Here is a 23151-nt window from a genome sequence, read left to right as displayed (position 1 = left end):
ACTGTAGAACAGCGACTTCGATCCTAAGTCGTTGTTTGTTAGGGAAGATACGCGTCATCGCCGTGCACGGATGCGCACCGCGAGTTCACATCTAAGTGAATCTCGACGCTTCCCGCAAAAATTTCCTCCCCCCTTCCTTCTTGAATTTGTCACCACCCGTCCATATAATTAGCACTCGCTGCACGAGAGTGCTAACAACATCGCCGGTTGGCTCAGCCAGCCGGGTTTTCTCAGCGTTCTTCAGTCTCAATCAAGAGAGGAGTATGTATGAACCTTCGTCCTTTGCATGATCGCGTGATCGTCAAACGTCTGGATCAAGAAACCAAGACTGCGTCGGGCATCGTGATCCCCGAAGCCGCAGCAGAAAAGCCGGATCAAGGCGAAATTCTGGCAGTTGGCCCGGGCAAGCGTGACGACAAGGGCGCACAAATCGCGCTCGACGTGAAGGTCGGCGACCGCGTCCTGTTCGGCAAGTACGCAGGCCAGACCGTCAAGGTCGACGGCAGCGAACTGCTCGTGATGCGCGAAGAAGACATCATGGCCGTGGTGCAGAAGTAAGCGCAAAGCGCTACTTACCCGGTTATATCCCAAGAATTCAAGGAGTTAGAAGATGGCAGCTAAAGACGTCGTATTCGGTGATTCCGCTCGTGCCAAGATGGTCGAAGGCGTGAACATCCTCGCGAACGCTGTGAAGGTCACGCTGGGCCCGAAGGGTCGCAACGTTGTCCTGGAACGCAGCTTCGGCGGCCCGACGGTCACCAAGGACGGTGTGTCGGTCGCGAAAGAGATCGAACTGAAAGACAAGCTCCAGAACATGGGCGCACAAATGGTCAAGGAAGTCGCTTCCAAGACCAGCGACAACGCAGGTGACGGCACCACGACCGCTACGGTTCTGGCTCAGTCCATCGTTCGCGAAGGCATGAAGTACGTCGCATCGGGCATGAACCCGATGGACCTGAAGCGCGGTATCGACAAGGCTGTGTTCGCAGCAATCGAAGAACTGCGCAAGATCAGCAAGCCGTGCACGACCAACAAGGAAATCGCTCAAGTCGGTTCGATCTCGGCAAACAGCGACTCGTCGATCGGCGACCGTATCGCTGAAGCGATGGACAAGGTTGGCAAGGAAGGCGTCATCACGGTTGAAGACGGCAAGTCGCTGCAAGACGAGCTGGACGTCGTCGAAGGCATGCAGTTCGACCGCGGCTACCTGTCGCCGTACTTCATCAACAACCCGGACAAGCAAGTTGCTGTGCTCGACAACCCGTTCGTGCTCCTGCACGACAAGAAGGTGTCGAACATTCGTGACCTCCTCCCGGTTCTGGAGCAAGTCGCCAAGGCTGGCCGTCCGCTGCTGATCATCGCAGAAGACGTCGAAGGCGAAGCACTGGCAACGCTGGTGGTGAACAACATCCGCGGCATCCTGAAGACGGTGGCTGTCAAGGCTCCGGGCTTCGGCGATCGTCGTAAGGCCATGCTGGAAGACATCGCGATCCTGACCGGCGGTCAAGTTATCGCTGAAGAAACCGGCCTGACGCTCGAAAAGGCAACGCTGGCCGAACTGGGCCAAGCGAAGCGTATCGAAGTGGGCAAGGAAAACACGACGATCATCGACGGCGCTGGCGAAGGCGCGAACATCGAAGCACGTGTGAAGCAAGTTCGCACGCAAATCGAAGAAGCAACGTCGGACTACGACCGTGAAAAGCTGCAAGAGCGCGTGGCCAAGCTGGCCGGCGGTGTGGCAGTGATCAAGGTCGGCGCTGCGACCGAAGTCGAAATGAAGGAAAAGAAGGCACGTGTCGAAGACGCACTGCACGCAACGCGCGCAGCTGTGGAAGAAGGCATCGTGGCTGGCGGCGGTGTTGCACTGATCCGCGCTCGCACGGCAATCGCCGGTCTGAAGGGCGCTAACGCCGATCAAGATGCAGGTATCAAGATCGTTCTGCGCGCCATGGAAGAACCGCTGCGCCAGATCGTCACGAACGGCGGCGAAGAAGCCAGCGTGGTGGTGGCAGCAGTTGCAGCCGGTACGGGCAACTACGGCTACAACGCAGCAACGGGCGAGTACGTCGACCTGGTTGACGCAGGTGTCGTGGACCCGACGAAGGTCACGCGTACGGCACTGCAAAACGCAGCATCGGTGGCAGGTCTCCTGCTGACGACCGACGCAGCGGTTTGCGAACTGCCGAAGGAAGATGCTCCGATGGGCGGCGGCGGAATGCCGGGCGGCATGGGCGGCATGGGCATGGACATGTAATTTCGCTTCGGGCCTTTCTCGCGAGAGGAGGCCTGTTCGAAACGCATGGGGAAGCGCGCCGCAAGGCGTGCTTCCCGAAAGAAAAAACCCGCATCGCTGCGGGTTTTTTCTTTTCCGGCGCCGGCTTGGCTCGGCGCACGGGTTGCTTCAACATGAGTTGCTTCAATCGAGAGCGGGCAGCCGACTCAAGGCACGCCCGCGTCGCGATTCGCACTCAGGGCTTCATGAGATACGTCTCGTGCAGGTAATCGAAGATCCCCGACACGCTCGCCTCTTTGCTCTGACGCGCGGTGTCCACGCACAGATCCGGGTTCGCGGGCGGCTCGTAGGGCGCCGACACACCGGTAAACGAGGCGATCGCACCGGCTCGTGCCTTGGCGTAGAGACCCTTGGGATCGCGCCGTGCGCAGTCATCCACGGACGCGGACAGGTAGGTTTCCACAAACCGCTCGCCGCCGATAATCTCGCGAGCCATGGCGCGGTCTTCATCCATGGGCGAAATCAGCGCGGTAATCACGATCAGCCCGGCGTCGTTCATCAATTGCGCGACGTGTGCCACGCGGCGGATATTCTCACGCCGGTCTTCCTTGGTAAAACCGAGGTCGCTGCCGAGACCATGCCGGACGTTGTCGCCGTCCAGCACGTAGCACGGATGGCCTAACTCGATCAGCCGGCGTTCCAGTTCATAGGCAATCGTGGATTTACCCGCCCCGGATAAGCCGGTGAGCCAGACCGTGACGGCCTTCTGCCTGAACATGTGTGCCCGGTCTTGATCGCTGACGGTACCGCTGACGCGTTGCAGGAACGCTCGCACCGGTTTCGCGGTGGCGATGGAGCGGCATTCTTCGGAGTTGGTTTGGGCGCCTGAGGAGGTGTCCGGAGAGTCCGGCGTGGCGTCGTAAAGGGTGCGGGCGTAGGCTGGCGAATTGTCCACTTTAGCGATTCCCGCAGAGGTCGATTCCGGTTGAGGGGCCGAGGCTACCTGTCTCAATCTCGATGCAGCGGGAACGGACCACGCGTGCTGGATCGCGTTCCGGCGGATGAAACGACAGGATTCGTAGGGGCATGATGTGCGACCCGCGAGATTACAGTCCGTAAATTCTACTGTGTGATAAGTATTCCATCTGTAACGTTTAATTACGTTAGTAATACGCCGGTGACGATTTTGTAGGGGCGCGGGCGCTTCAGGCGAGACGTGTGATCGTCCGTAACATGATGACCTTGCGAGCCGCGAACGAACCGTGCGCGTGCGAAGTGAGGCATGGCTATCCGGTCACGTTGTGAGGATAGAGGCGCGCGATGTCGGTTCGGAAACGTTTGCGTCCGCAAGATAGAAGCAATGCAATTCGGCGGAGATCAAATCGACGCCAAGGCCATGCGCTGGAAGCTTGAGGGGATGGGGTTAATCAGGTGCTCCGGCGAAACGCCCCGGAGGGAGGTGAGGGCATCACCTTAACCGGGCGGGTTGCGCGGAATCCAGCGGCGCGCGCAAGCAGATGAAAGGCGAGCGTGGGTATTGAGTAAGCTTCAAGGCGACGTTCGGCGAGCCGGCCTTTGCCGCTCCGACTCCTCGATCCGTGCCCACCCGCGCCCTCAGTGCCGCGCCTCTCCCGGCGGCGCATCCTTGGCGCTGCCGAGCGGCGTTTCTTCTTCGCTGCTGCGCGCCCAGAAAAACCGGTCCGGAAGATACGCGCCCATGCCGGGACGAAACGCAGCGCGCATGGCCTGATACAGATACTCCTGCGCTTCGCGCACGGCTTCGGCCGGGTCCTGGCCGTTCGCGAGCAAGGCCGCGATTGCGGCGCCCAGCGTATCGGTCAGTCCCATGATGCGGTGTGCGCCGCGGTCCCACATGTCCTGGCGCAACTGGCCGTCGTCGCTGAAGAGCGTATTGACGAGCCGATGCGTGCCGGTTTCCGTGGAGAGGATGTATTCGCAGCCTTGCGACAGCAGATGCGAGATCGCCGCGTCGAGACTCGGCGCCTCGGCGTCACCGTCCGGCTGCGCCAGCGCGAGCAGGGTAGCGTGATCGGCGACCAGCAAGGTGGTTTGCGGCGCGAGCAGGTCCGCGATCGCTTCGCGCAGTTCGTCGGCGGCGAGTACGTGTTCGTCGTCGAGGGTGAAGTCGGGGGCGAGGATCAGCGGGATGTCGTCGTAATCGGCCACGACTTCGGCGATGGCGCTTACCACTTCCGCTCGCGTCGCCGCGCCCACCTTGAAGGCGGCAATCGGCATGTCTTCGAGCAGCATGCGCGCCTGGGTCGCGACGACTTCCGGGTCCAGCCCGGTCACTTCGTCGCAACTCGCCGAGTCGCGCACGGTATAGCCCGTCAGCACGCTGACGCCGTGGCAGCCCATGCTGGCTAGCGTCATCAGGTCGGCTTGCAGGCCGGAGGCGCCCGTCGGGTCGGAGAGGCCGAAGGTGAGAACGATCGGAGGCGTGTCGCTGGGCATGAAGATGGTTGGCAGGAAATGAGCATGTAAGCGCGCACCGGGCACGCAGTCGGCTCAATTATGCGGCCTAAAGTGCAACGGGGGCGTTTTTTCGCACGCTGAGAGGGGCTTCTCGCACCGAACCGAGGCATCGCGTCACGCCTTATCCAGATGGGCGGTCAGCGCGCCCGCAACGCGGTACGATGGCGACTTTCGATTGCTAGGCATTAGGGCGGCAACACGGTACCATCATGGCTCTCGTTTCAACGCCCCTTTTGACGCGACACAAGAATGGAATATAGAAGCTGGATGTGCCTGATCTGCGGCTGGATCTATGACGAAGAAGCCGGTTTGCCAGAGGAAGGAATCGCGGCGGGCACGCGTTGGGAAGATGTTCCCATTAACTGGACCTGCCCTGAATGCGGTGCGCGCAAGGAAGACTTCGAGATGGTCCAGATCTGACCATCCGGCGTTCGTGCGTCCGGTGGACGGCATGAGCGCGTCTGGCGGCCGCGCAGCGCGGCATCGTGGAACCTGTATTTTCACGTTCTGTCGCAACGGTAGTTCGTCATCGTCCTGTCGCGGGCTCGCGTGCTCATTGGCGCGCACGGCCGTGCGCCGGTCTGTCAGTGTTCATGCCGCTTGCCCATGATTCCTGGATCCGTACCCCCCGGTTCTTTCGAGGCACTGCCGAACCCGCGCGGCGGATCGGTGCGTGCTGCGGAACTCGCGCTCGCCGAAGCGCAGCTTGCGTTCGAGCAGCGCGGCGAGATGGCGGCTGCGCTGTTGCGCGCGGTTCAGGCCTTGCGCCAGGCGGGCTGGCTCGGGGCGCAGCGTCTCGCGGATGCGCTGGTGCTGGTGTCGCCGCTGACGGCGGCCGAACCGTCGGAAGAACCTGACGCACGTCAGTTGTTCGCCGCGGCGCTGCACGATTTCCGCGCGGCGATTGGCCGCCACAACCTGCGCGAGCTCGCTTGCTCGCCCACGCTCTTCACGCACTATCAGGCGCTCAGCGCGCTGATTGCGCGGCGCACGCCCGGTTTCACGGTTACGTATGAAGATCTCGCGCTTGCCGCGAGGCCTTTGCCGCCGGTGTCGTTCAGCCAGCAGCCCGCGCAACGGCTGGCGCACTTGCGGGCGCGTTATGAGCGTGCGCTGCTGCCGGTCTTGAGGGCGCATTCGAGCGACGGCGCGGCCAGCGCCGCTGCAGCCGCCCTGACGCGCGCCGCGCTCGATGAACTCGACGCCTGTCTGGCCGAACTCGCCACCCCCGATCCCTATGACTTCTGGCGTCTCGCCTCGGCCTGTGCCCGCTCGTTGCGCGTGAGCGGTCACCTGGTGGGAGACGCAGACGCCCGGCGCTTTCATGCCCGCTGCAATCTGGCGCTCGCCGATCACGCGCGGGGCTTGCCGCTCGCGCCGCGCTCGATGGTGCGTGCCACGCTGTCGCTGCTATGGCGCGATTACGCATTGTTCGGCGCTGCGGCAGAGGACGCCGAGCACGTCGAGCTGCTGCGCGACTATGGCTTGACGGTGGACTGGCACGTGGCCGCCACCCAGGAATCGGAAGCCTTGTGGGAAGCGGGCGCGGCCGAAGCGCAAGGCATCGGCGCCAGCGCGGGCTTGCGCGAAGCGCGCACGCGCGAACTGGGCGTGCTGACCGTCAACGCCCATGCCTATGAAGATTTCCTGCAGACCGCAGATGGGGCGATCGCCGCACTCGCCGAGCATGCACGGGCCGCGGGTCATCCCGAGAAAGCCGATCCGAGCGAAGCGTTGCAGGCAGGCGACGCCGCCTACCGGCTCGGCGCCGCCTCCGGCGCGCTGGGTCTGGGTCACGTCGCGCTGCTGGCGGATGCGCTCGGGCTCGCCTGGCGGCGCCGCGCGCACGCCGGCGTGTCGACCCCGGCGGTGCGCTCGCACGTGGTCGTTGAAGCGCCCGACGCGCGGGCGCTCGAGCAGGGCGCCGAAGGCCTGCGCGCCATGCTGCACACCATCGCGGCGGGTGTCGCGCCGCCCGGCGGCAGCCCTGTGCTGGCCGCGCTGACCCGAGCCATCGAGCAGGGCGGCGGCGCGTGAAAGGCTAAGCGCCAGGCACGCGCGGATGCGCACCCGAATACGCGTCGTTGGCAAGGTGTAAGCGCGTGATAGAGTGGCAACATGATCCGCCGTTCATGGATCGCGGCAAACCTGATCTGCCCACGCTCAAAGCCCGCCATTCCGCATCGTCTTTGCTAAAATCCGAACTATGTCCAAGAGTACCGATCGCATCAATCTGACCAACCAGTTCCTGATCGCTATGCCCAGCATGGCGGACCCCACGTTTTCAGGAACGGTGGTCTACCTTTGCGATCACAGTGAGCGCGGTGCGCTCGGTCTGGTGATCAACCGGCCGACCGACATCGATCTGGAAGCGCTCTTCAGTCGCATCGATCTGAAGCTGGAGATCGAACCCCTGCTGCATGTCCCCGTGTACTTCGGCGGCCCGGTGCAAACCGAGCGCGGCTTCGTGCTGCACTATCCGAAGGACGGCAGCCCGTATACGTCGTCCATGTCCGTGCCTGGCGGTCTGGAAATGACCACCTCCAAGGACGTGCTCGAGGCCGTGGCAAGCGGCACCGGTCCGGAACGTTTCCTGCTCACGCTCGGCCACGCCGGCTGGGGCGCGGGTCAGCTCGAAGAAGAGATCTCAAAGAACGGCTGGCTCACGGTCGAAGCCGATCCGAAGATCGTATTTGATGTGCCGGCTGAAGAACGTCTCGAAGCCGCCCTGGCGCTGCTCGGTATTTCCCTCTCCATGCTCTCCGGCGAAGCAGGCCACGCATGAGCAGTGCGGCCGGACGGGCAGCCACGCTGCTTGGGTTCGACTATGGTGAAAAACGCATTGGCGTGGCGGTCGGCAACTCGCTGACCAAAAGCGCACGGCCGCTCGTGGTGGTGCAAAACCGCAATCGCGAGTACCGCTTCGAGGCGCTCGGCAAGCTGATCGCCGAATGGAAGCCGGATGCGCTGGTGGTCGGTTTGCCCATGCATCCCGATGGCGCGCCCCACGAAATGACCCAACTCGCGAAACGCTTCGGCAACCAGCTCAACGGCCGCTTCAATCTGCCGGTGACGTGGGTCGACGAACGCTATTCGTCGGTCGAAGCGAAGGCCGAGATTCGCTCCGGCAAAGGGCGCGCGGACATGCTCGACGCCGAGGCCGCCTGCATCATCCTCCAGCAATATCTAGACGGACTTTCTGACGACCATGAGTTCCATTGACGCCGAAGCGCTGTATCGCTCCGTCCTTGAACAGATTCGTGCCGCCTATGGCGACGCGCTCGGCGGCGCGGATGGCGCCGTGCTGGCCGGCATCTACAGCGGTGGGGCGTGGCTCGCGGAGCGTCTGGCGCGCGATCTGAACGCCGCCTTCGGAGTCGTCAACGTTGCGCTGCATCGCGACGACTACGCGAAGAAAGGTCTGCACGCGCAAGCGAGCCCGACCGCGCTGCCGTTCGAAGTGGACAAGCGACGCATCGTGCTGGTGGACGACGTGCTGTACACCGGCCGCACCGTGCGCGCGGCCTTGAACGAGCTCTACGACTATGGACGGCCGGCCTCGGTGGAACTGGCGGTGCTGGCCGATCGCGGCGGCCGTGAGTTGCCGGTGGCGGCGCGCTTTGTCGGCGGCGTGGTTGATGTGCCGGCTGAAGCTACGCTCGTACTCGCGCGCGACACCACTGGCGCCACCGAGCGTTTCACGTTCCACACCGAAGCACGCGCCGATTGAGCGCGAGGTGTGCCGCAAACCGCACGCCACACGCCACACGCTCCAAGCAACACGCTGCACCCCACACGCACTTGCAGCACGACTCGTACACGTTTGAATCAGGTCTCTCATGAACACCGCCACCCAGGTTTCCCAGGACACTACCGGCCAGACGCCGTCGCCGGACCGCTTTCGGCACGGCTTCCTGAAGGGCAACCCGCAGCTCACCAAAAACGGTGAGCTCAAGCATCTGCTGACGATCGAAGGCCTGCCGCGCGCGATCGTCAATCACATCCTCGATACCGCCGAGCAGTTTGTCAGCGTGACGGACCGCGAGGTCAAGAAGGTGCCGCTGCTGCGCGGCAAGTCGGTGTTCAACCTGTTCTTCGAGAACTCGACGCGCACCCGCACCACCTTCGAGATTGCGGCGACGCGCCTCTCGGCGGACGTGCTCAATCTGAACATCAATGCCTCGTCCACCAGCAAGGGCGAGTCGCTGCTGGACACGATCAACAACCTGTCCGCGATGCATGCCGACATGTTCGTGGTGCGTCACGCGTCGAGCGGCGCGCCGTACCTGATCGCCGAGCACTGCGCGCCGCACGTGCACGTGATCAACGCCGGCGATGGCCGTCATGCGCACCCGACGCAGGGCCTGCTCGACATGTACACGATTCGCCACTACAAGAAGGACTTCACGAATCTGCGCGTGGCGATTGTCGGCGACATCCTGCATTCGCGGGTGGCGCGTTCGGACATCCATGCACTGACCACGCTCGGCGTGCCGGAAGTGCGCGCCATCGGTCCGCGCACCTTGCTGCCGGGCGGCCTGGAACAGATGGGCGTGCGGGTGTTCCACAATCTCGACGAAGGCCTGAAGGACGTCGACGTCATCATCATGCTGCGTCTGCAGAACGAACGGATGAGCGGTGCGCTGCTGCCGTCGGCGCAGGAGTACTTCAAGAGCTGGGGGCTGACGCCCGAGCGTCTCGCGCTGGCGAAGCCCGATGCAATCGTGATGCACCCGGGCCCGATGAACCGCGGCGTCGAGATCGACTCGCAGGTGGCCGACGGTCCGCAATCGGTGATCCTGAATCAGGTCACGTTCGGCATTGCCGTGCGCATGGCGGTGATGGGGATCGTCGCGGGCAATCACGATTAGGCAACGACTGAGCGTCTCAGGCAACACAGAAAAAGGCAGCGCATGAAGATTCATATTCAAGGCGGCACGCTGATCGATCCGTCAGCCGGCACCGAACAGCAGCAGGACGTATTTATCGCAGCGGGCAAGATCGTTGCGCTCGGCAGCGCCCCCGCGGATTTCCAGGCCGAGAAGACGATCGACGCCACCGGCCTCGCGATCGCGCCAGGCCTCGTCGATCTCGCCGCGCGACTGCGAGAGCCGGGCTATGAACACAAGGCCACGCTCGAATCGGAAATGGCCGCCGCACTCGCGGGCGGCGTGACGAGCCTCGTCTGCCTGCCCGACACGGATCCGGTATTGGACGAGCCGGGTCTCGTCGAAATGCTCAAGTTCCGCGCGCGCAATCTGAACCAGGCGCATGTGTATCCGCTCGGCGCGCTGACGGTGGGCCTCAAAGGCCAGGTGATCACCGAGATGGTCGAGCTGACCGAAGCCGGTTGCATCGGCTTCTCGCAGGCCGATGTGCCGGTGGTGGATACGCAGGTGCTGCTGCGCGCGCTGCAGTACGCGAACACCTACGGCTACACCGTGTGGCTGCGTCCCGTGGATGCCTATCTCGGCAAGGGCGGCGTAGCGGCCAGCGGCGCGCTGGCGTCGCGGCTGGGGCTCTCGGGCGTGCCGGTTTCGGCCGAGACCATCGCACTGCATACGATTTTCGAACTGGTCCGCGTGACCGGCGCGCGCGTGCATCTGTCGCATCTGTCTTCGGCGGCGGGTGTCGAACTGATGCGCGCGGCGAAAGCGGAAGGCTTGCCGGTGAGCTGCGACGTGACGGTGAATCATATCCACCTGATCGATCTGGACATCGGCTACTTCGATGCGCAGTTCCGCCTCGACCCGCCGCTGCGCTCGCAGCGCGATCGCGATGCGATCCGCGCGGGACTCGCGGACGGCACGATCGACGCGATCTGCTCCGATCACACCCCCGTCGACGACGACGAAAAGCTGCTGCCGTTCGCCGAGGCCACACCGGGCGCGACCGGGCTGGAGCTGTTTCTGTCGCTGACGGTGAAGTGGGCGGAAGAAGCGGGCGTGCCGCTCGCGAAGGCGCTCAACCGCATTACAGCGGCGCCGGCTGGTGTGCTCAAGCTGGACGCGGGACGCATCGCAGTCGGTGCGGCCGCGGATCTGTGCGTCTTCGATCGCCACGCGTACTGGCGGGTCGAGCCGCGTGCGCTAAAGAGCCAGGGGCATAACACGCCGTTCCTCGGCTACGAATTGCCGGCGCGCGTCCGGGCGACGATCGTCTCCGGACACGTGGCGTTCGAACAGCGCTGATTTCCTGAAGACCCCGGCCTCGCGCCTAAAATTAACATCGACCCCTGGCGACCGAAACGGAACGCTCTGACCATGAAGCTCGCACTTCGCAAGGCCCGGTTGATCGTGCACCTGCTGCACGGCATGTGGACGGTGGCGACGCGGTTCCCGCGTGCCACTGCTGCGCAACGGGAAGCGCTCAATCGCGCGTGGTCGCTGAAGATGCTGCGGCTGTGCGGCATGCGCCTCGTGGTCCATAACGACAGCGCGCGGCTCGACGCCGGCGCCTTGGTGGTGGCCAATCACATCTCGTGGATCGACATCTACGTGATCAACGCGTGGCGGCCGACGCCGTTCGTCTCCAAGGCCGAGATCCGTCAATGGCCGGTGGTGGGCTGGCTCGCGCAGCAACTGGGCACGGTGTTCATCCAGCGTGAAAAGCGTAGCGATGCGAAGCGCATCATGCATGAACTGTCCGACCGGCTGAGCGCGGGCGAACTGATGTGCGTGTTCCCGGAAGGCACCACGTCCGATGGCCTGACGCTGCTGCCGTTCCACGCCAACATGTTTCAGGCGGCCGTCTCGGCGGGGAGTCCGGTGCAGCCGCTTTGCCTGATGTACGAAGACGCGCAGGGACGGCAATCGACGGCGCCGGCGTATATCGGCGAGCTTTCGCTCGGCGAGTCGCTTGACGCGCTGCTGCGCGGCGGACCGCTGACGGCGCATGTCTACGTGGGCGAGGCGCTGGCGCCGGGGGCCGACCGGCGCTCGCTGGCGGCGCAGGCGGAGCAGACGATCGGCGCGGCGTTACGCAGCCTGCAAGGCACGACCATGGGCGCGAGCGCCGCCGCAGCAGCATCGCTCGAAAGCGCGCTGGTTGCCAAGGCGAGCGCAGCGGAGGCAGGCAGGTCTCAAGCGTCTCAAGACATTCAAGACGCTCAAGCGGGAACGCTGATCGACGGCGTCGATCAGCAAGGGCGCTCAGCCTAGTCGGCGGAGGCGCGGCAGCCCTCGCACTCGACCTGGGTCAGCGCGCGATCGGCCGGGTTGGCCGCGAGCCGCACGGCGGACAGCTTCTCACCCCACACGCAACCTGAATCGAGGCCGATCAGGTTGTCGCGCATCAAGAGGCCCAGCGCGGCCCAGTGGCCGAACACCACCGTGACGTCGACCGTCTTGCGCGACGGCACGTCGAACCACGGCATGAAACCCGGCGGCGCGGAGTTCAGGCCACCGCTCGTGCTGAAATCCATCACGCCATCCGGATTGCAGAAACGCATGCGCGTGAGCGCGGTGCAAGTGAGCCGCAGACGGTCGATTCCCTTCAGGCCGGGCTTCCATCGATTCGGCTCGTTGCCGTACAGACCCGCCAGCGTTTCCTTCCAGTTCGGCGCCTGCAGCGCGCGCTGCAGTTCATCGGCGAGTTCCAGCGTGAGCGTCACATCCCATTGCGGCAACACGCCAGCATGCACCAGCAGCATGCCGTTCTCGAAATGTACCAGCGGACGATGGCGGACCCAATGCAGCAGGTCTTGCGCATCGGGCGCGGCGAGGATCTCGTCGATGGTGTCGCCTTTCTTCGACTTGCGAATGCCCGCGGATACCGACAGCAGATGCAGATCGTGATTGCCCAGCACCGGCTTGGCGCGTTCGCCCAATGCGATGATGTCGCGCAGGGTGGAAAGGGACTCGCCACCGCGATTGATGAGGTCGCCGGCGAACCACAGCGGCGTGTCGACGGAAGGCGCGGCCTTCGCGAGCAGTTGCTGATACTGGGTGCGGCAACCTTGCAGGTCACCGAAGGCAAGGGGGATGGAATTCGGCAGGCTGGAGACGGTCATCTGGGGCGGAATCAGGGATGCACGGGCGCAGGAGGCTGCGCGTTAGCGTGACATAATAGCCCGATTGGTGCAGCGCGATTGAGACGTTATTGCGACGTTGTCGCGCGGCGCCAGGTCACCGTAGCAAACAGGCTGCAAAGCAGGCTGCCCAGAGGTCACAGGCAGGTAGCCAACACGTCGCAAACAGGAGAATCTGGGTGAGCGGAGAAACGACGAAACCAGCAACGCATGCTGAACGCCTGACACGAACACTCGTTACCGGAGCCAGTGGCTTTACCGGCGCATGGCTGATCGGCGGTCTGCTCGCGAGCGGCCACGCGGTCACCGAGACCGTGGCCGGCGCCGGCGCGCCGGAGACGCCTTCACGGCGCCGGCTCGATATCACCTCGCTCGAGCAATGCCGGCAGGTGATCGACGAAGTGCGGCCCGACTACATCGTGCATCTGGCCGCCATCAGTTTTGTCGGCCACGACGATCCGCTCGATTTTTACCGCGTCAACGTGCTCGGCACGCTGAACCTGCTGCAGGCCTGCGCGGATGTGGGCCATACGCCGCGCAAGGTGCTGGTGGCAAGCAGTGCCAACGTCTACGGCAACGTGACCAGCGACGCGATCGACGAGAGCTTTCCCGTGGCGCCCGTCAATCACTATGCGGCTAGCAAGGCGGCGATGGAGTCGATGGCGCGCACGTGGTTCGACCGGCTGCCCATTCTGATTGCCCGGCCCTTCAACTACACCGGCCGCGGCCAGACCTCGAACTTCCTCGTACCGAAGATCGTCGAGCATTTCGCGCGGCGCGAGCCTGAGATCTCGCTGGGGAATATCGACGTGGCGCGCGACTTTTCGGATGTGCGCTACGTCGTGCGGGCCTATGAGGCGCTGCTCGATTCCGCCGCGGTAGGCGAAACGGTGAACGTGTGTACCGGGCAGCCCTATACGCTTAGGGAAATCCTGACAATGGCCAGCGACATCACCGGCCATGATCTGGAGATTCGGGTGAATCCGGCCTTCGTGCGGCAGACCGATGTGAAGGTGCTGGTCGGATCGCCCGCCAAGCTGCGGACCTTGGTGCCGGAGTTGGAGGCGATCGAGTTTCGGCAGACGCTGGAGTGGATGTTGGCGGCGTAGTCCGTTGTTGCAGCACAACGCCCTAATCTTTCAGCGCTGTAAGTCTTACCTGTCAGAATACTTCAGGCAGTGAGAGGCCGTTTTCTTCCGATCATTCGCGCCGGAACTGACAGAGGTCGTGTTTTATAAAGTTCAGGAAAGATTTGCCTTTTTTGCTGCCATTCGGGAATGAACTTTGTCAAGCTGTTTCAAGTTGTTAGGTCTCTAGTTTTTGCCCGCTGCCGCTTTATAATCGGGGCTTCATAAAATAGCGGGTGCTGACGCCTTTTTTACATATAGGGCGCAGATGTAAGGCGATAAAAATCGCCACATACGACCACAACGCGGGTGACCAGATCAACAAGTCCGGTTGCATCGGCCACGAACATCTAGAAGGGAATTTCATGATCCTGGTAACGGGCGGCGCCGGCTTTATCGGCGCCAATTTCGTGCTTGACTGGTTGAACGCCTCGGATGAGTCGGTCCTGAATGTGGACAAGCTGACGTACGCAGGCAACTTGCGCACGCTCAAGTCGCTGCAGGACAGCCCGCGCCATGTCTTCGTACGAGCCGATATCTGTGACCGGGCCGCGCTCGACGCGCTCTTCGCCGAGCACAAGCCGCGTGCCGTGTTGCACTTCGCGGCCGAAAGCCACGTCGACCGGTCGATTCATGGCCCTGCCGATTTTGTGCAAACCAATGTGGTGGGCACCTTCACGCTGCTGGAAGCCACCCGTTCTTACTGGAACACGCTGGGCGAGGCCGACAAGGCTGCTTTCCGCTTCCTGCACGTTTCGACCGACGAAGTCTTCGGTTCGCTTTCCGCAACCGACCCGCAGTTCTCGGAAACCACGCCGTACGCCCCGAACAGCCCGTATTCGGCCACCAAGGCCGGCTCCGACCACCTGGTTCGCGCGTATCACCATACGTACGGCCTGCCGACGCTGACCACCAACTGCTCGAATAACTACGGCCCGTACCAGTTCCCCGAGAAGCTGATCCCGCTGATGATCGCCAACGCGCTGGCCGGCAAGCCGCTGCCGGTTTACGGCGACGGTCAGAACGTGCGCGACTGGCTGTATGTGGGCGACCACTGCAGCGCCATCCGCGAAGTGCTCGCGCGCGGCGTGCCCGGCGAGACCTACAACGTGGGCGGCTGGAACGAGAAGAAGAACCTCGAAGTCGTGCATACCCTGTGCGACCTGCTCGACGCGCAGCGTCCCAAGGCGGCCGGCTCGTACCGCGAACAGATCACCTATGTGACGGACCGTCCGGGTCACGACCGCCGTTACGCAATCGACGCCCGCAAGCTGGAGCGCGAACTGGGCTGGAAGCCGGCTGAGACGTTCGAGACGGGCATGGCGAAGACCGTGCGCTGGTATCTCGACAGCCAGGAGTGGGTGGACGAAGTGGCTTCGGGTGAATACCGCAAGTGGGTTGAGACCAACTACGCGCAGCGCGCGTAAGGGCACCGTCATGGCGCGCAAGGGCATTATTCTCGCAGGCGGGTCGGGTACGCGTCTGTACCCGATCACTCACGTCGTATCGAAGCAATTGCTGCCGGTCTACGACAAGCCGATGATCTATTACCCGCTATCCACATTGATGGTAGCGGGCATCCGTGACGTTCTGATTATCTCCACGCCGCAAGACACACCGCGCTTCGAGACGATGCTCGGCGACGGCAGCCAGTGGGGCATGAACATCCAGTATGCGGTTCAGCCGTCGCCCGACGGTCTGGCGCAGGCCTTCATCATTGGCCGCGATTTCGTGGGCAACGATCCGTCGGCGCTGATTCTCGGCGACAACATTTTCTACGGGCACGACCTCGCCAAGCAGCTCGAGCGCGCCACCGGGCAGGACGACGGTGCAACCGTGTTCGCGTATCACGTGCACGATCCCGAGCGCTACGGCGTGGTGGAATTCGACAAGCAGTTCCGGGCCCTTTCGATTGAAGAGAAGCCGGTCAAGCCGCGCTCCAACTACGCGGTGACGGGCCTGTACTTCTACGACAAACAGGTCTGCGATATCGCGGCCGACATCAAGCCTTCGCCGCGCGGCGAGCTGGAAATTACCGATGTCAATTCGCGGTATCTCGCCAACGGCGCGCTCAACGTCGAGATCATGGGGCGCGGTTATGCCTGGCTCGATACGGGTACGCACGACTCGCTGATCGAAGCGGCCACCTTCATCGCAACGCTGCAGAAGCGTCAGGGGCTGGTGGTGGCTTGCCCTGAGGAAATTGCGTTCCGGCGGCGCTGGATCAGTCCGGAGCAACTCGAGAAGCTGGCCGCGCCGCTGTCGAAGAATGCCTACGGGCAGTATCTGCAACATCTACTTTCGGACCCCTTGGCATGGCCATCCATGTAATTGAGACCGCTTTGCCGGACGTGAAGATCATCGAGCCCAAGGTGTTCGGTGACGCGCGCGGCTTCTTCTACGAAAGCTTCAACGCACGCGAATTCACGAGAGAAACCGGCGTCGACGCAGAGTTCGTGCAGGACAACCATTCGCGTTCGGCGAAGGGCGTGCTGCGTGGCTTGCATTACCAGATCCAGCATCCGCAGGGCAAGCTGGTGCGTGTGGTGTCCGGCGAGGTGTTCGACGTGGTGGTGGATATCCGGCGCAGTTCGCCGAGCTTCGGCAAGTGGGTGGGCGTGGTCTTGTCCGCCGACAACAAGCGGCAACTGTGGGTGCCGCCCGGTTTCGCGCACGGTTTCTGCGTGACGTCGGAAAGCGCCGAGTTTCTCTATAAGACCACGGATTACTGGTTTCCCGAGTTCGAACGCAGCCTGCTGTGGAACGATCCGGCGCTGGGTATCGAATGGCCGCTCGAGGGCGAGCCGCAGGTTGCCGCGAAAGATGCGGCAGGGCGGCCGCTTGCCGAAGCAGAGGTGTTCGAATGAGGATCATGCTGACTGGCCGTAACGGGCAGGTCGGATGGGAGCTGCGACGTGCCTTGGCGCCGCTGGGCGACGTCGTGGCGTTCGACCGCAACGAAGCCGACCTGGCGAAGCCGGAGACGCTGGCGAAGCTGGTGGCGTCGGTGCGTCCGCACGTGATCGTCAACGCGGCGGCCTACACGGCGGTCGACAACGCGGAAACCGAAACCGCGCTGGCAAACCGGGTGAACGCCGAGGCGGTGGGCGTGCTGGCTGAGGCGGCGCGCGCGCAGAACGCGCTGATGGTCCACTACTCGACCGATTACGTGTTCGACGGTTCGTCGAGCACACCGTACGTCGAGCTCGATCCGGTGGCGCCGTTGAATGCCTATGGCGCGAGCAAACTGGCCGGCGAGCGGGCGATTGAAAACGTGGCCGGCGACTGGCTCACGCTGCGGACCACCTGGGTGTACGGCCCGCGCGGCCGCAACTTTCTGCGCACCATGCTGCGCGTGGCCGGCGAGCGCGACAGCCTGCGCGTGGTGGCGGACCAGACGGGTGCGCCGACCTCGGCGCGCATGATTGCGGATCTCACGGCGCATGTGGTGGCGCAGGCTCAGCGCGAGCGCAATGCCGGCGAATTCGAGTCCGGCTTGTTCCATATGACGGCTGCGGGCCAGACCACGTGGCATGGCTTCGCGAGCGCGATCATCGAAGGTGCGCGCGCGTCGGGGAAGATGGCGATCAAGGCGACCTCGATCGAGCCGATTGCCTCGGACGAGTATCCGACGCCGGCACGCCGCCCGCAGTACTCCATGCTCGACAACGATAAGTTCGACCGACGCTTCAGGCTCGGTCGCCTCGACTGGCGCGAAGGGCTCGCGCTGGCGCTGGACGATCTTTTGGGGCAGTAAGCGCGTCCCGCATTGCAAACAGGAACAGGTATGGAAACACCAAATCGACTGCTGCATCCGCTGGCAGTCGTGTACTCGCTCACGGAGAACTGGCACCTGATCGTGCAGTTCGTCAAACGCGAGGTGGCCGGCCGCTATAAGGGTTCGTTTCTCGGACTCTTCTGGTCGTTCATTACGCCGCTGTTGATGTTGAGCATTTATACGTTTGTGTTTGGGTTTGTGTTTAAGTCGAGATGGCGGGCGGGTTCGACCGATCACATTGAGTTTGCGGTGGTGATGTTTGTGGGGGTGCTGTCGCACAACCTGATCTCGGAGTGCCTGACACGGGCGCCGATGCTGGTTGTTGGCAATCCGAACTACGTCAAGAAGGTGGTGTTCCCGCTTCAAACCTTGCCGTGGATTGCGATCGGCACGGCGCTGTTCCACATGCTGGTGGCGTCGGTAATCCTGCTCGTCGCGATCCTGCTGTGGCAGGGGCACATTCCATGGACGGTGATTTTCGTCCCCGTGATCCTGTTGCCGTTTATCGTCTTGATCGCCGGGCTGGTGTGGTTCCTGGCGTCGTTCGGCGTATTCATGCGCGATCTCGGGCAGGTGATGGGCATTGTGTCGTCGTTGCTGATGTTCATGGCGCCCGTTTTCTATCCGCTGAGCTCCGTGCCGCCGCGCTTGCGCGCGATCATCATGCTCAACCCCTTGACCTTCGTGATCGACCAGATTCGTAACGTCGCAATCTGGGGTGGCCAGGTCAACTGGGTGGGTTGGGCTATTTATTCGGTGATCGCGTATATCGTTGCATCGCTTGGACTGTTCTGGTTCCAGAAAACGCGTAAGGGATTCGCAGATGTGCTCTGATAGCGTGAAAGAAACCGCTGTCGAGGTGCACGGTCTCGGCAAGCGTTATGAAATTTACAGTGCGCCCCAGGATCGGCTGAAGCAGATGATGCTTCCGCGCCTCGCGCGGATGGTGGGTCGACAGCCGAAGGAATACTTCCGCGAATTCTGGGCCCTGCGGGATGTCGACCTGACGGTCAACCGCGGTGAGACGGTGGCGATCATCGGACAGAACGGGTCGGGCAAGTCGACCTTCCTTCAGCTCGTGTGCGGCACCTTGTTCCCGACGCAAGGCGAGGTGAAACGCAATGGCCGGATCGCCGCGCTGCTCGAACTGGGCGCCGGTTTTAACCCGGACTTCACTGGGGAAGAGAACGTTTACCTGAGCGGCATGCTTTACGGGCTGACCGAAAAGCAGTTGAAGGAACGCTACAAGTCAATCATCGAGTTCGCGGAAATCGGCGACTTCGTTTCGCAACCGGTGAAGACGTACTCGAGCGGGATGTATGTGCGCCTCGCGTTCGCGATTGCGGCACACGTCGATGCGGACGTGCTGGTAGTCGACGAGGCCTTGTCGGTCGGCGACGTGCGGTTTACCCAGAAATGCATGCGCTTTCTGCGTGAGTTTCAGAAGAACGGCACGCTGCTGTTCGTGAGCCACGACGTCGGCGCGGTGACGAGCCTGTGTTCGCGCGCGGTCTGGCTCGATCATGGCTCGGTGCGCATGGACGGCTCGGCCAAGGAAGTGGTCGAAGCCTATCTTGCCGAACAGCATGTGCTGGATCGAAAGGCGCAGGGCGTGGCGGTGAGCGCGGTGAAGACGGCGCGGGCGCGGGCCAAGATGAAGGCGCAAGACGTGATCGATCCGCGGCTGGATCAATTGAAGGCTGCGAACACCATCAAGGTATTCGAATTCGATCCTGAGGTGCAAGAGAGCGCCTTCGGTGCGGGTGGCGCTTCGATTGTCGATGTCGCGCTGATCGACGAAGACGGGCGTCAGACCCAACTGATGCAGGGCGGTGAGCTGGTCACCCTGCAGTTGAAAGTTGAGGTCCACGCGGAACTGGCCGGATTGATTTTCGGTTTCTACGTCAAGGACCGCCTCGGACAACGGCTGTTCGGGGACAACTCGCACCTGAGTTACGAAGACCTGATCGATGGCGGCGCGGGTGACGTGTTCCTCGCTTCATTCCGCTTTCGTATGCCTATTCTGCCGGTCGGCGCGTACTCCATTGACGCGGCCGTTGCATCCGGCACCCAGGATGATCACACCCAACAGCATTGGCTCCATGACGCGTTGCAGTTCCGTACCGTCGACAGCACGATGCGTCACGGCTTAATTGGTATCCCTATGTTGAGCATCAGCGTCGAAAAAGAGAGGTCACTGGCGTGATCGAATTCACCGGCGAACGGTATGTCCCGACCGAAGAAGGGGACATGCGCTATGAGCATTTGCATCGCTATGGCTGGGCCGCGCAGACGATCAAGGGTCTGCACGTGCTGGACATTGCCTGTGGCGAAGGCTATGGCTCGGCAATTCTGGCCAAATACGCCAAGGAAGTCACCGGTGTCGACATCTCCCACGAAGCGGTCGAGCATGCGGTGGAGCGCTACGGGGATGTGGCGAACCTCTCGTTTCGGCAGGGCAGCGCCACCGCGATTCCGTTGGCTGATGCCAGCGTCGACGCGGTCGTCTCGTTCGAGACGCTCGAACACCTGACGCAGCACGACGAAATGCTCGCGGAGATTCACCGCGTGCTGAAGCCGGGCGGTTTTCTCATCCTGTCGTCGCCGAACAAGAAGGTGTATTCGGACGATCGCAACTTCAGGAACGAGTTTCACGTCCGCGAGCTCTATTTCGAAGAGCTCGATGCACTGGTAAAGCGCTATTTCAGCGGCGTCACTTACTATGGCCAGCGCCTGGCGACGAGTTCGGTGATCCTTCCGGGTGACCGGCAGGATGCGGCGTACTCCGCCCTGACGCTCGACCAGGCCGGCGTAACGGTACGTACGCCGAAGCTCGACGCGATCATGTACTTTCTGGCGGTCTGCTCGAAGGATGCCGAGCATGGACAGCCCAAGCTGGAAGCCTCGGTCTTCTTTGAAGAGGGCAGCGACCTCTATGCACGGCAAGAGGAAATTGCCGCGTGGGCGAATCGCCAGACCAGCGAAATCGAAGCACGCGACAATGAGATCCGCCGGTTGCAAGCCGAATTTGCCGATCGCACCGCGTGGGCGCTGTCGCTCGATGCGCAGGTTCAACGGCATGCCCAATCGATGCGGGAACGCGACGAAGAGCTGAGCAGGCTGAGAGCGACCGCAAACGGCGACACCGCCGCCTTGCTCGATCGGTATGAGTCGCTTAGCCACGAACGCGACGAATTGCAGACGTCCCTCGGCCAGGTGCAGGGCGAGCTGGCAAGCGTCCTTGCGTCTACCTCGTGGAAGATCACGCGGCCGCTGCGTGGCGCGGTGCGACTCGCTCGCGGTGACGTCGCGCCGCTATTGCGACCGCTTCGCCCTTATGCCAAACGTTGGGGGCGCACGGTCTACAAGGCGTTGCCGCTCAGTCACAAGCAGAAAAACAAGCTGGCCGAACTGGTCTTTCGCGTTGCCGGCCCGCTGTTCGAAGGCGTGGTGTTCTACGAAACGTGGAAGCGCCAGGGCGCGCCGCTAGCGCAGGTCTTGGGGCGCCCGCAGATCAAGCCGGAAGAGTTCGATTCGATCCTGGCTACGTTGAGACTGCCCGAGGTGGACAAGCCCCGGGTGTCGGTCGTCATACCGGCCTACGGCAACCTGCCGTACACGCTTGCCTGCGTCCGCTCGATTGTCGATTACATGCCGGCGGTTCCGATCGAAGTCATCGTTGCCGAAGACGCCTCCGGCGACAAAGACATTCTGCGCATGCAGGAGATCCCGGGCCTTCGCTTCGTGTTGAATCCGCAGAATCTGGGCTTTATCCGCTCCTGCAATTATGCGGCGACGCACGCACGCGGCGAATTCGTCTACTTCCTGAACAACGATACGGAAGTCACGCCCGGCTGGCTCGACTCGATGGTGGCGTTGTTCGAGACGCGTCCGGATTGCGGCATGGTGGGCTCCAAGCTGGTCTATCCCGATGGCCGTCTGCAGGAAGCCGGCGGCATCATGTGGAAGGATGGTTCCGCGTGGAATTTCGGCCGTCTCGACGATCCTTCCAAAAGCGCCTACAACTACGTCAAGGAAATCGACTATTCGTCAGGCGCCTCGTTACTGCTCCGAACGGAGCTATGGAACAAGCTGGGTGGTTTCGACGAGCACTATGTGCCGGCCTACTGTGAAGATTCCGATCTCGCATTCAAGGTGCGTCTGGCCGGCAAGAAGGTTTATTACCAGCCGGAATCGGTCATCGTTCACTACGAAGGGGTCTCGAACGGAACCGATACGGGTTCGGGCATCAAGGCTTACCAGGTCGAGAATCAGAAGAAGTTTCGTGAGCGTTGGCTTGAAGTCCTCGACGCGCAGCATTTCGACAACGGCACGCAGGTGAGCGCGGCGCGCGATCGCACGCGTAACCGCAAGACGGTGTTGATTGTCGATCACTATGTTCCGCAACCCGATCGCGATGCCGGTTCGCGCTCGTTGATCTGCTTCATCCGGGTATTCCTGGAGATGGGCCTCAACGTCAAGTTCTGGCCGCAGAACCTTTGGTACGACGAAGCCTATGTGAAGCCGCTCCAGCAGATGGGTGTCGAGGTCTTTTACGGGCCGCAGTTCCTGGACGGTTTTGACGAGTGGATCAAAAACACCGATCAGACCATCGACTTTGCGTTTTTGAACCGGCCCTATGTCAGCGAGCCGTTCATCGCACCGCTGCGCAAATACGCACCTGCTGCGAAATTGCTCTATTACGGTCACGACCTCCACTTCGAGCGCACCTTGAAGCAAGTGGAAGTGTCGGGCGACCAGAAGTTGCTGCGCCAGGCCGAGACTGAGCGTCAGCTCGAGCTGAAGGTCTGGAAAGCCGTCGATCGGGTGTACTACCCGTCGTCTACGGAAACCGACACGGTCAACAAGATGGCGCCGGACGTGACCGCGCGCACCTTGCCGCCGTATTTCTTCGAGCCGCGCCCGGATACCGAAAGCGCCGCTACGTTGCACGAGCGCAGTCAGATTGTCTTCGTCGCGGGCTTTGGCCATCCGCCTAATGTCGATGCCGCGAAGTGGCTTGTGAACGACATCATGCCGCGTATCAAGGCAGAGCTGCCGCATATTCACCTCGCGCTGGTGGGCTCCAATCCGACCGACGAAGTGAAGGCGCTTGCCGGATCCAATGTGGTGGTGACCGGCTACGTGACGGATGAGCGACTTGCCGAACTGTATGAGCTCGCCCGCGTGGCCGTGGTGCCGTTGCGCTTTGGCGCCGGCGTCAAGAACAAGGTGGTTGAGGCTCTGAACTTCGGTACGCCGCTGGTGACAACACCGGTTGGCGTGCAAGGACTGGCGGGGCTCGACGATATTCTTCCTGTGACCGACGATCCGGCTGCGTTCGCCGCGAACGTGATTGAACTGGTTCGCAACGACGAGAGCTGGTGCCGTGTCGCAGCAGCGGGGCGTGCGTACGTTGCCGCGAACTTCTCGAGCGCGGCAATTCGCGAGGTGTTCGAGCAGGATCTGGATTTCAACTTTTGATTGA

Annotated in this window: 21 protein-coding genes; 18 read left to right on the top strand and 3 right to left on the bottom strand. The window is 62.5% G+C overall.

What is annotated here, in order from left to right; genetic code table 11:
- Positions 1-267 precede the first annotated feature (267 nt).
- Together groES and groL are read left to right on the top strand one after the other, a co-directional pair.
- Positions 268-558, top strand: coding sequence for a co-chaperone GroES (groES, locus tag BUS12_RS35600; protein ID WP_025496518.1), 291 nt, complete (start codon positions 268-270; stop codon positions 556-558).
- 52 nt (positions 559-610) lie between these two features.
- Positions 611-2254, top strand: a complete 1644-nt coding sequence (gene groL, locus BUS12_RS35595) for a chaperonin GroEL (RefSeq protein WP_074302187.1) — start codon at positions 611-613, stop codon at positions 2252-2254.
- A 214-nt stretch (positions 2255-2468) separates the two neighbouring features.
- Here groL and cysC read toward each other — a convergent pair whose 3' ends face one another.
- The gene (gene cysC / locus BUS12_RS35590) at positions 2469-3068 is read right to left on the bottom strand and encodes an adenylyl-sulfate kinase (protein WP_367117704.1); all 600 of its coding nucleotides are present in this window, start codon (positions 3066-3068) and stop codon (positions 2469-2471) included.
- Positions 3069-3847: 779 nt separating this feature from the next.
- On the bottom strand, positions 3848-4708 hold the full coding sequence (locus BUS12_RS35585; RefSeq protein ID WP_074302186.1) for a hydroxymethylpyrimidine/phosphomethylpyrimidine kinase: 861 nt from the start codon (positions 4706-4708) through the stop codon (positions 3848-3850).
- A gap of 270 nt (positions 4709-4978) precedes the next feature.
- Here BUS12_RS35585 and BUS12_RS35580 point away from each other — a divergent pair, with 270 nt between their 5' ends.
- The 8 genes from BUS12_RS35580 (at position 4979) to BUS12_RS35545 (ending at position 11889) form a co-directional block, all read left to right on the top strand.
- Positions 4979-5149, top strand: coding sequence for a rubredoxin (locus tag BUS12_RS35580; RefSeq protein WP_074302185.1), 171 nt, complete (start codon positions 4979-4981; stop codon positions 5147-5149).
- 186 nt (positions 5150-5335) lie between these two features.
- On the top strand, positions 5336-6766 hold the full coding sequence (locus BUS12_RS35575; RefSeq protein ID WP_074302184.1) for a hypothetical protein: 1431 nt from the start codon (positions 5336-5338) through the stop codon (positions 6764-6766).
- A 169-nt stretch (positions 6767-6935) separates the two neighbouring features.
- The gene (locus BUS12_RS35570; protein WP_074302183.1) at positions 6936-7514 is read left to right on the top strand and encodes a YqgE/AlgH family protein; all 579 of its coding nucleotides are present in this window, start codon (positions 6936-6938) and stop codon (positions 7512-7514) included.
- Positions 7511-7951: a Holliday junction resolvase RuvX gene (gene ruvX, locus BUS12_RS35565; protein ID WP_074302182.1), complete on the top strand. Its 441-nt coding sequence runs from the start codon at positions 7511-7513 to the stop codon at positions 7949-7951. Before BUS12_RS35570 ends, ruvX begins: the two co-directional genes overlap by 4 nt.
- Entirely contained in the window at positions 7938-8459 is a 522-nt protein-coding gene (gene pyrR, locus BUS12_RS35560) for a bifunctional pyr operon transcriptional regulator/uracil phosphoribosyltransferase PyrR (RefSeq protein WP_074302181.1), read from the top strand. Before ruvX ends, pyrR begins: the two co-directional genes overlap by 14 nt.
- Positions 8460-8568: 109 nt before the next feature.
- Positions 8569-9600, top strand: a complete 1032-nt coding sequence (locus BUS12_RS35555) for an aspartate carbamoyltransferase catalytic subunit (RefSeq protein ID WP_074302180.1) — start codon at positions 8569-8571, stop codon at positions 9598-9600.
- A 42-nt stretch (positions 9601-9642) separates the two neighbouring features.
- Positions 9643-10920, top strand: a complete 1278-nt coding sequence (locus BUS12_RS35550; protein ID WP_074302179.1) for a dihydroorotase — start codon at positions 9643-9645, stop codon at positions 10918-10920.
- Between the two features lie 72 nt (positions 10921-10992).
- Positions 10993-11889 (top strand): lysophospholipid acyltransferase family protein, encoded by an 897-nt coding sequence (locus tag BUS12_RS35545; protein WP_074302178.1) that lies wholly within the window; start codon positions 10993-10995, stop codon positions 11887-11889.
- On the opposite strand, the gene BUS12_RS35540 is transcribed toward BUS12_RS35545, so the two are convergent.
- On the bottom strand, positions 11886-12740 hold the full coding sequence (locus tag BUS12_RS35540; RefSeq protein WP_074302177.1) for a symmetrical bis(5'-nucleosyl)-tetraphosphatase: 855 nt from the start codon (positions 12738-12740) through the stop codon (positions 11886-11888). The genes BUS12_RS35545 and BUS12_RS35540 overlap by 4 nt on opposite strands.
- A gap of 197 nt (positions 12741-12937) precedes the next feature.
- Between BUS12_RS35540 and BUS12_RS35535 the strand changes: the two genes are divergently transcribed.
- The 8 genes from BUS12_RS35535 (at position 12938) to BUS12_RS35500 (ending at position 23147) form a co-directional block, all read left to right on the top strand.
- A complete protein-coding gene (locus BUS12_RS35535) occupies positions 12938-13867 on the top strand; it encodes a GDP-mannose 4,6-dehydratase (RefSeq protein WP_074302176.1) in 930 nt (309 codons plus the stop codon).
- Positions 13868-14250: 383 nt separating this feature from the next.
- Positions 14251-15312: a dTDP-glucose 4,6-dehydratase gene (gene rfbB, locus BUS12_RS35530; protein ID WP_074302175.1), complete on the top strand. Its 1062-nt coding sequence runs from the start codon at positions 14251-14253 to the stop codon at positions 15310-15312.
- Between the two features lie 10 nt (positions 15313-15322).
- Complete coding sequence (rfbA, locus tag BUS12_RS35525) at positions 15323-16216, top strand: glucose-1-phosphate thymidylyltransferase RfbA (protein WP_074302174.1); 894 nt, start codon at positions 15323-15325, stop codon at positions 16214-16216.
- Positions 16201-16752, top strand: coding sequence for a dTDP-4-dehydrorhamnose 3,5-epimerase (rfbC, locus tag BUS12_RS35520; protein WP_074302173.1), 552 nt, complete (start codon positions 16201-16203; stop codon positions 16750-16752). Before rfbA ends, rfbC begins: the two co-directional genes overlap by 16 nt.
- Complete coding sequence (rfbD, locus tag BUS12_RS35515; protein WP_074302172.1) at positions 16749-17642, top strand: dTDP-4-dehydrorhamnose reductase; 894 nt, start codon at positions 16749-16751, stop codon at positions 17640-17642. The genes rfbC and rfbD overlap by 4 nt, the downstream gene beginning before the upstream one ends.
- 30 nt (positions 17643-17672) lie before the next feature.
- Positions 17673-18497: an ABC transporter permease gene (locus BUS12_RS35510; RefSeq protein WP_074302171.1), complete on the top strand. Its 825-nt coding sequence runs from the start codon at positions 17673-17675 to the stop codon at positions 18495-18497.
- Positions 18487-19869 carry an ABC transporter ATP-binding protein gene (locus BUS12_RS35505; protein ID WP_074302170.1) on the top strand — a complete coding sequence of 461 codons (1383 nt, stop codon included), beginning with the start codon at positions 18487-18489 and terminating at the stop codon, positions 19867-19869. The genes BUS12_RS35510 and BUS12_RS35505 overlap by 11 nt, the downstream gene beginning before the upstream one ends.
- Positions 19866-23147 carry a methyltransferase domain-containing protein gene (locus tag BUS12_RS35500; RefSeq protein ID WP_074302169.1) on the top strand — a complete coding sequence of 1094 codons (3282 nt, stop codon included), beginning with the start codon at positions 19866-19868 and terminating at the stop codon, positions 23145-23147. The genes BUS12_RS35505 and BUS12_RS35500 overlap by 4 nt, the downstream gene beginning before the upstream one ends.
- Positions 23148-23151 lie beyond the last annotated feature (4 nt).

Origin of the sequence: Paraburkholderia phenazinium, from assembly GCF_900142845.1 — a bacterium.
Classification (GTDB): Bacteria; Pseudomonadota; Gammaproteobacteria; order Burkholderiales; family Burkholderiaceae; genus Paraburkholderia; species Paraburkholderia phenazinium_A.
Note: the sequence above shows the minus strand (reverse complement) of the source record. Positions and strands in the feature narration are given on the sequence as shown.

What these genes read in the sequence shown, in the direction of transcription:
- BUS12_RS35555 (WP_074302180.1), top strand. Translation starts at nt 8,569, where the DNA reads ATGAACACCGCCACCCAGGTTTCCCAGGACACTACCGGCCAGACGCCG.
- BUS12_RS35580 (WP_074302185.1), top strand. Translation starts at nt 4,979, where the DNA reads ATGGAATATAGAAGCTGGATGTGCCTGATCTGCGGCTGGATCTATGAC.
- rfbB (WP_074302175.1), top strand. Translation starts at nt 14,251, where the DNA reads ATGATCCTGGTAACGGGCGGCGCCGGCTTTATCGGCGCCAATTTCGTG.
- groES (WP_025496518.1), top strand. Translation starts at nt 268, where the DNA reads ATGAACCTTCGTCCTTTGCATGATCGCGTGATCGTCAAACGTCTGGAT.
- BUS12_RS35585 (WP_074302186.1), bottom strand. Translation starts at nt 4,708, where the DNA reads ATGCCCAGCGACACGCCTCCGATCGTTCTCACCTTCGGCCTCTCCGAC.
- ruvX (WP_074302182.1), top strand. Translation starts at nt 7,511, where the DNA reads ATGAGCAGTGCGGCCGGACGGGCAGCCACGCTGCTTGGGTTCGACTAT.
- rfbC (WP_074302173.1), top strand. Translation starts at nt 16,201, where the DNA reads ATGGCCATCCATGTAATTGAGACCGCTTTGCCGGACGTGAAGATCATC.
- BUS12_RS35540 (WP_074302177.1), bottom strand. Translation starts at nt 12,740, where the DNA reads ATGACCGTCTCCAGCCTGCCGAATTCCATCCCCCTTGCCTTCGGTGAC.
- groL (WP_074302187.1), top strand. Translation starts at nt 611, where the DNA reads ATGGCAGCTAAAGACGTCGTATTCGGTGATTCCGCTCGTGCCAAGATG.
- BUS12_RS35505 (WP_074302170.1), top strand. Translation starts at nt 18,487, where the DNA reads ATGTGCTCTGATAGCGTGAAAGAAACCGCTGTCGAGGTGCACGGTCTC.
- rfbD (WP_074302172.1), top strand. Translation starts at nt 16,749, where the DNA reads ATGAGGATCATGCTGACTGGCCGTAACGGGCAGGTCGGATGGGAGCTG.
- BUS12_RS35545 (WP_074302178.1), top strand. Translation starts at nt 10,993, where the DNA reads ATGAAGCTCGCACTTCGCAAGGCCCGGTTGATCGTGCACCTGCTGCAC.
- BUS12_RS35510 (WP_074302171.1), top strand. Translation starts at nt 17,673, where the DNA reads ATGGAAACACCAAATCGACTGCTGCATCCGCTGGCAGTCGTGTACTCG.
- BUS12_RS35575 (WP_074302184.1), top strand. Translation starts at nt 5,336, where the DNA reads ATGATTCCTGGATCCGTACCCCCCGGTTCTTTCGAGGCACTGCCGAAC.
- pyrR (WP_074302181.1), top strand. Translation starts at nt 7,938, where the DNA reads ATGAGTTCCATTGACGCCGAAGCGCTGTATCGCTCCGTCCTTGAACAG.
- rfbA (WP_074302174.1), top strand. Translation starts at nt 15,323, where the DNA reads ATGGCGCGCAAGGGCATTATTCTCGCAGGCGGGTCGGGTACGCGTCTG.
- BUS12_RS35570 (WP_074302183.1), top strand. Translation starts at nt 6,936, where the DNA reads ATGTCCAAGAGTACCGATCGCATCAATCTGACCAACCAGTTCCTGATC.
- BUS12_RS35550 (WP_074302179.1), top strand. Translation starts at nt 9,643, where the DNA reads ATGAAGATTCATATTCAAGGCGGCACGCTGATCGATCCGTCAGCCGGC.